At 69.4% G+C, this 6,003-nt stretch carries 7 protein-coding genes; 1 reads left to right on the plus strand and 6 read right to left on the minus strand.

Annotated elements, in window-relative coordinates:
• Positions 1-731: ABC transporter transmembrane domain-containing protein (locus ACE3Q2_RS13185; RefSeq protein WP_374474466.1), on the minus strand; the 731-nt coding region annotated here is incomplete at its 3' end.
• Positions 732-821: 90 nt separating this feature from the next.
• Here ACE3Q2_RS13185 and ACE3Q2_RS13190 point away from each other — a divergent pair.
• Positions 822-2,027 (plus strand): multidrug effflux MFS transporter, encoded by a 1,206-nt coding sequence (locus ACE3Q2_RS13190; protein WP_374474474.1) that lies wholly within the window; start codon positions 822-824, stop codon positions 2,025-2,027.
• Here the strand turns inward: ACE3Q2_RS13190 and ACE3Q2_RS13195 are convergent.
• The 5 genes from ACE3Q2_RS13195 to minD all read right to left on the minus strand — a co-directional run.
• Positions 2,024-2,479 carry a GNAT family N-acetyltransferase gene (locus tag ACE3Q2_RS13195; protein WP_374474468.1) on the minus strand — a complete coding sequence of 152 codons (456 nt, stop codon included), beginning with the start codon at positions 2,477-2,479 and terminating at the stop codon, positions 2,024-2,026. The genes ACE3Q2_RS13190 and ACE3Q2_RS13195 overlap by 4 nt on opposite strands.
• 77 nt (positions 2,480-2,556) lie before the next feature.
• On the minus strand, positions 2,557-4,500 hold the full coding sequence (locus ACE3Q2_RS13200) for a M2 family metallopeptidase (RefSeq protein WP_374474469.1): 1,944 nt from the start codon (positions 4,498-4,500) through the stop codon (positions 2,557-2,559).
• A 79-nt stretch (positions 4,501-4,579) separates the two neighbouring features.
• Positions 4,580-5,032 (minus strand): hypothetical protein, encoded by a 453-nt coding sequence (locus ACE3Q2_RS13205; RefSeq protein ID WP_374474471.1) that lies wholly within the window; start codon positions 5,030-5,032, stop codon positions 4,580-4,582.
• A gap of 3 nt (positions 5,033-5,035) precedes the next feature.
• Positions 5,036-5,305 carry a cell division topological specificity factor MinE gene (gene minE / locus ACE3Q2_RS13210; protein WP_043804408.1) on the minus strand — a complete coding sequence of 90 codons (270 nt, stop codon included), beginning with the start codon at positions 5,303-5,305 and terminating at the stop codon, positions 5,036-5,038.
• 3 nt (positions 5,306-5,308) lie between these two features.
• Positions 5,309-6,003 (minus strand): septum site-determining protein MinD (gene minD, locus ACE3Q2_RS13215; RefSeq protein WP_374474473.1); only part of this gene is annotated, 695 nt, incomplete at its 5' end.

A 6,003-nucleotide genomic window follows, 5' to 3' on the forward strand; every position in this document is an offset into this window, starting at 1 on the left:
TCGTCGTAGCGCCGGGCCTCGTGGTCCTCGTTGTTGAAGTACTTCACCGTCTCGTAGTTGAGCAGCGAGTCCACCGCGCGGGCGCTGGCGCGGGTGTCGGCCTCGACCGCGGCGCGGTAGAAGCGCGTGCGCCACTCGGTGACGCGGAAGGTCCAGGCCACGTAGGCCGCGATGGTGCCGAGCGTGATGGCGGCGAAGGTCCAGTCGTACTGCCACACCAGCACCGCCGTCACCAGCGTGATCTCGAGCAGGGTGGGAAGGATGGTGTAGATGGTCCAGTCGAGCAGGTCGGAGATGGCGGTGCCGCCGCGCTCGACGTCGCGCGCCACGCCGCCGGTGCGCCGGTTGAGGTGGAAGCGCAGGCTCAGCGCGTGCAGGTGCCGGAACACGCGCAGCATCACCGTGCGCGAGCTGCGCGCCATCACGCGGGCGAAGACGATGGTGCGCAGCTCGGTGAACAGCGTCACCGACAGCCGCGCGGCGCCGTAGGCCACCAGCAGGCCCAGCGGCAGCACCAGCAGGCTGGGCGCCACGTCCAGGCTGTCCACCAGCTCCTTGAGCACCAGCGGCACGCCCAGGTTGGCGAACTTGGCGGTGGCCAGGCAGGCCAGGGCCAGCAGGATGCGGCCGGTGTAGGGCTTGAGGAAGGGCAGCAGTTCGCGCAGCACGGCGGCGACGCTGCGCTCGGGCACGGGCGGGGAATCGGAAGCGGCGGGGGCGGCGTCGGTCATGGTGTGCAGGTGGCGTCATTCGTGGCGCCATTCAAGGCGCGGCCAGCGGGGCCGGCGTATGCTGGCACGGTTTTCCCCCGCGTGGCCCCCATGATCCACCACCTGCAAATCTCCCGCGCCCGGCTGGCCTTGATCCTGGGCGGCCTGGCCATGTTCGGCCCGTTCTCCATCGACACGGTGTTCCCGGCCTTCCCGGTGATGGCCGGCGACCTGGGCGTGGGCAAAGTGGCCATGCAGCAGACGATCAGCGTGTACCTGATCGGCTACGCGGCCATGTCGCTGTTCCACGGCCCCATTTCCGACGCGGTGGGCCGCAGGAAGGTGCTGCTGGCCGGCATCGTGCTCTTCACGCTGGCTTCGGTGGGCGCGGCGCTGGCCACCGACATGGCCACCATGCTGGCCTACCGGGCGGTGCAGGGCCTGTCCGCCGGCGTGGGCCTGATCGTGGGGCGCGCGGTGGTGCGCGACTGCCTGCAGGGCGACGACGCCCAGCGCCTGATGAGCCAGATCTCGATGATCTTCGGCGTCGCGCCGGCCATCGCGCCGGTGATCGGCGGCTGGATCCTGGGTTATTCCAACTGGCACGGCATCTTCTGGTTCCTGGCGGCGTTCGGCGCCCTGCTGCTGGCGCTCACCGCCTGGGGCCTGCCCGAGAGCCACCCGCCGGAAAACCGCGTGCCGCTGCACCCGGTGACGCTGGCGCGCGACTACGGTTCCATGCTGTCGAACCGCAAGTTCCGCCTGCTGGCGCTGGCCGGCACCGCGAACTTCGGCGCGCTGTTCCTGTACATCGCCTCGGCGCCGGATTTCGTGATGGGGCTGCTGGGCCTGGGCGTGCAGGATTTCGTCTGGTTCTTCGCGCCCACCATCGGCGGCATGATGCTGGGCGCGTTCGTCAGCGGAAAGGCGGCGGGCCGCGTGCCGGGCCGGCGGCTGGTGGAGTGGGGCTTCGCCTGCTGCGGCGTGGCCGCGGCCTACAACCTGGGTTACAACGCGCTCACCGACGCGCCCACGCTGCCCTGGGCGGTGCTGCCCACGGCGCTGGGCGCGTTCGGCATCGCCCTGGTGTTCCCCATCGTCACGCTGGCGCTGCTGGACATGTACCCGCGCCAGCGCGGCGGCGCGTCGTCGATGCAGGCCTTCGTGGGCCTGCTGTCGAACGCCGCCATCGCCGGCCTGCTGTCGCCGCTGGTGAGCCACGACGGGCTGCTGATGGCGGTGACGTCCGCGGCATTCACCCTGGTGGCCTGGGGGCTGTGGCGCTGGTACGTGGTGCACAGCGCCCGCGTGGGCTAGACGCGCGGGTCGAGCGTGTAAACCAGGAATTCGTCGTCGCGGCGCCAGCCCAGCGATTCGTACAGGCGCTGGGCCGCGGTGTTGGTGCGCGCGGTCTGCAGGAACATTTCCACCGCGCCGGTCTCGGCGCCAAGGCGGCGCGCGGCTTCCATCAGCGCCTGCGCCACGCCGCCGCCGCGGCCTTCCGGGGCCACGAACAGGTCGTTGAGGATCCAGCTGCGCGCCTGCGACAGGCTCGACCAGGCCGGGTAGAGCTGCACGAAGCCCAGGTGGGTTTCGCCGCGCCGGGCCAGGAACACCACCGATTCGTTCGCCCGCAGCCGGGCGCTGAGGAAGCCGCGTACGCGCGCCTCGTCCACGGGCTTGTCGTAGAAACGCAGGTAGCCGGCGAACAGCGGCAGCAGGGCGTCGAGTTCGTGGTGGGTGGCGCGTTGGACCTGCAGTTCTTCCATGGCGCCACGCTACCACCAAAAAACAACGGCCGGCGGGTTGCCCCGCCGGCCGTTGTGGTCTTGCGCGTGGCGCGGGATCAGGACTTGGCCGCTTCCCAGCCGCAGGTCTTGCCCTTGTTCTGCTCCTCGAGCCACGACTGCAGCGGCGCGAAGTATTCCAGCACCGCCGAGGCGTCCATCTGCTCGCCGCCGGTCAGCTCCTTGAGGGTCTGCTGCCAGGGCTGGCTGGCGCCGCGCTGCATCATCGCCCAGTAGCGCTTGCCCGCTTCCGGGTTGTTGGCGAAGTTGCAGGTGTACAGCGGGCCGGTGTGGCCCGACGCGTCGCACAGCGACTTGTAGAACTGGAACTGCAGGACGTGCGACAGGAAGTAGCGCGTGTACGGGGTGTTGCCCGGCACGTGGTACTTGGCGCCGGCGTCGAAGAACTCCTCGCCGCGCGCGCCGCCGGCCGGGGCCACGCCCTGGTACTTGGCCTTCAGCTCCCACCACGCCTGGTTGTACTTGTCCGGGGTGATGGAGCCGTCGAACACGCCCCAGCGCCAGCGGTCGATCATCAGGCCGAAGGGCAGGAAGGCCACCTTGGCCAGGGCCATGCGCATCTGGCCGTTGATCACGGCTTCCTCGCTGACGGCCGGCTTGTCGACCAGGCCGATCGAGGCCAGGTATTCCGGAGTCATCGACAGCACGATGGTGTCGCCGATGGCCTCGTGGAAGCCGTCGTGCGCGCCGTTCTGGAACACCGGGGCCTGGTCCTTGTAGGCCAGGTAGTAATAGATGTGGCCGAGCTCGTGGTAGATGGTGGTGAGCTCTTCCTCGTTGGGCTTGATGCACATCTTGATGCGCACGTCCTCGCCCACGGTGTCCATCGGCCAGGCGCTGGCGTGGCAGACCACGTCGCGGTCGCGCGGCTGCACCAGCTGCGACTCGGTGTAGAACGACTCCGGCAGCGCCGGCATGCCCAGGCCGGTGTAGAAGCTCTCGGCCAGCTTGGTCATGCGGGTGGCCATCTCCAGGTCGGCCTGGCGCTCGATCTCCACCTGCTGCGAGGCGGTGAGCTTGCCCATGCCGCCGGCCTTGGAGACCAGGTCGGCCAGGATGGCGTCGCGCTGCTTCTTCAGCGCGCCGGTCACGTCCAGGCTGCCCACGCCCTCGTAGGGCTGCAGCAGCGGCCAGAGGTTGCCCCAGTCCTGCTGCCAGAGGTTGCCGGTGAGGTGGGCCGGGATCATGCCGTCGATCGAGCCCTGCTCGCCGTACTTCTCCTCGAGCTTGCCGCGGGTGTAGCACTGCAGCTGCTCGTACAGCGGCTGCACCTGGCCCCAGAGGCGGTCGGCCTCGGTCTGGAAGTCGGCCGGGGTCATGTCGTAGCCGGCGCGCCACACTTCACCGGTGTTGGCGAAGCCCATCTCGCGGGCGCCTTCGTTGGTGAGCTCGACGAAGCGCTCGTAGTCCTTGCGCATCGGCTGGGCGATGGTGTGCCAGCCTTCCCAGGCGGCCTTCATCTGCTCGTAGCTGCTGCCCTCGGTGTCGGCGAGGATCTCGCTGACCTGGCCGATGTCCTTGCAGTCCTTGCCGTCCACGCACCACTTGCCGGCGCCGTAGGTGGCGCCCAGGCGACTGGTGATCTCGGTGAGTTCCTTGAGCTTGGCCGGGTCGCGCGGGGCGGGCAGGGACGAGCTGGTCTTGAGCAGGTGGATGGCGCGCGCGGTCGGCGCGGACAGGCCTTCGGCGTCGTAGGTCTTGGCCTGGGCGATGAACTCGTTGTTCTTGGCCAGCCAGCGCTCGTTGGCCAGGGACTCCAGGCGCTGGGTGTCCTTGTTGATGTAGGTGGCGCCCAGCCAGGCGGCCGAGGTCAGTTCGGGCGTGGTGTCCTTGACGGTCTGGTTGACGCGCGCCACGAAGGCGTCGGCGTCCTCGGCCGGGGCGGACGCCTCGGGGGCGGCCTGGTCGGAGGGCTTGCAGCCGGACAGGGCCAGCAGGCCGGCGGTGATGGCGAGCGCCAGCAGGGCGCGTTGGGATTTCACGGGGAATACTCCAGGAAACGGGGCGGGAAAGCGCCCGAAAGGCTAGACCCCCCGGCGCGCCCCGCGCAAGGGCCGTCCCTCAGGGGAGCAGTTGGCGGGCGGCCAGGAAGGCGCGGGCGTCCTCGGCGTCGCCCTCGAACCAGGCGCGGGCCGAGCCCAGGCGGAAGCTGTAGCCCCAGGCGTCCATGTCGGCCATCAGGCGCTCGCGGCCGACGCCGGGCAACTGGTCGGCCAGCAGGATCTGCAGGTAGCAGGTGGCGTCTTCCTCGGGCACCGAATCGGTGGCGTCGGTGTGCACCCGGGCGCGCCGCTCGGGCGGCATCACGATCAGGTGGCAGGCCTCGTGCAGCAGGGAGTGCACGGGCGTGTCGGCGCGGGCGTACACGGTGCTGCCGATGAGCCCGGCCTCGCATTCGCCCCAGTAGCTGCCGGGGATGGGCTCGCCCTCCGGCACGGCCTGCAATTGCAGGCCGTGGGAGGCGAGCAGGGCCGCGGCCGGGCCGAAACCGATCTCGCCCAGCCGCAGGACCATGGTTCAGCCGTTGGCGGCGGCCGGCTTCTCGGGCAGCTGCACCGAGATGTCGAGCAGCTCGGAGTCGCCGTCCTTGTGCAGGTCGACCTTCACCGCGTCGGAGTCGACGTTGATGTACTTGCGGATCACTTCCAGCAGCTCGCGCTGCAGCAGCGGCAGGTAGTCGGGGGCGCCGCGCATCGAGCGCTCCTGCTGGATCAGGATCTGCAGGCGGCTCTTGGCGACGTTGGCGGTGTTCTTGTTGCGCTGGGTGAGGAAATCAAGGATGCCCATGGTTCAACCCCCGAACATCTTGGAGAAGAAACCCTTCTTCTCGACCGTGGTGAAACGCATCGGGCGCTCTTCGCCCAGGATGCGCGCGACGGCGTCGGTGTAGGCCTGGCCGGCCGGCGAGGCCTCGTCCAGGATCACCGGCACGCCGGCATTGGAGCTCTGCAGCACTTCCGGGGACTCCGGGATGACGCCCACCACGTCCAGGCCGAGGATCTCCTGCACGTCGCCGATGGAGAGCATGTCGCCCGCCTCGACGCGCTTGGGGCTGTAGCGGGTGAGCAGCAGGTGCTCCTTCACGCGCTCGCCGGCCTCGGCCTTCTTCGTCTTCGACGCCAGCAGGCCCAGGATGCGGTCGGAGTCGCGCACCGAGCTCACTTCCGGGTTCACCACCACCACGGCGCGGTCGGCGAAGTACATCGCCAGGAACGCGCCCTTCTCGATGCCGGCCGGGGAGTCGCAGACGATGAAGTCGAAGCCCTCGTCGGCCAGGTCCTTGAGCACCTTCTCCACGCCTTCCATCGTCAGCGCGTCCTTGTCGCGGGTCTGCGACGCGGCCAGCACGTGGAGGTTGTCGAAGCGCTTGTCCTTGATCAGGGCCTGCTTGAGGCTGGCCTCGCCGTTGACCACGTTGACGAAGTCGTAAACCACGCGGCGCTCGCAGCCCATGATCAGGTCGAGGTTGCGCAGGCCGACGTCGA

Origin of the sequence: Arenimonas sp. (genome assembly GCF_041913985.1) — a bacterium.
Taxonomy (GTDB): domain Bacteria; phylum Pseudomonadota; class Gammaproteobacteria; order Xanthomonadales; family Xanthomonadaceae; genus Arenimonas.

Coding starts and splice junctions, on each gene's coding strand:
- ACE3Q2_RS13190 (WP_374474474.1), top strand. CDS start 822: ATGATCCACCACCTGCAAATCTCCCGCGCCCGGCTGGCCTTGATCCTG.
- ACE3Q2_RS13195 (WP_374474468.1), bottom strand. CDS start 2,479: ATGGAAGAACTGCAGGTCCAACGCGCCACCCACCACGAACTCGACGCC.
- ACE3Q2_RS13205 (WP_374474471.1), bottom strand. CDS start 5,032: ATGGTCCTGCGGCTGGGCGAGATCGGTTTCGGCCCGGCCGCGGCCCTG.
- minE (WP_043804408.1), bottom strand. CDS start 5,305: ATGGGCATCCTTGATTTCCTCACCCAGCGCAACAAGAACACCGCCAAC.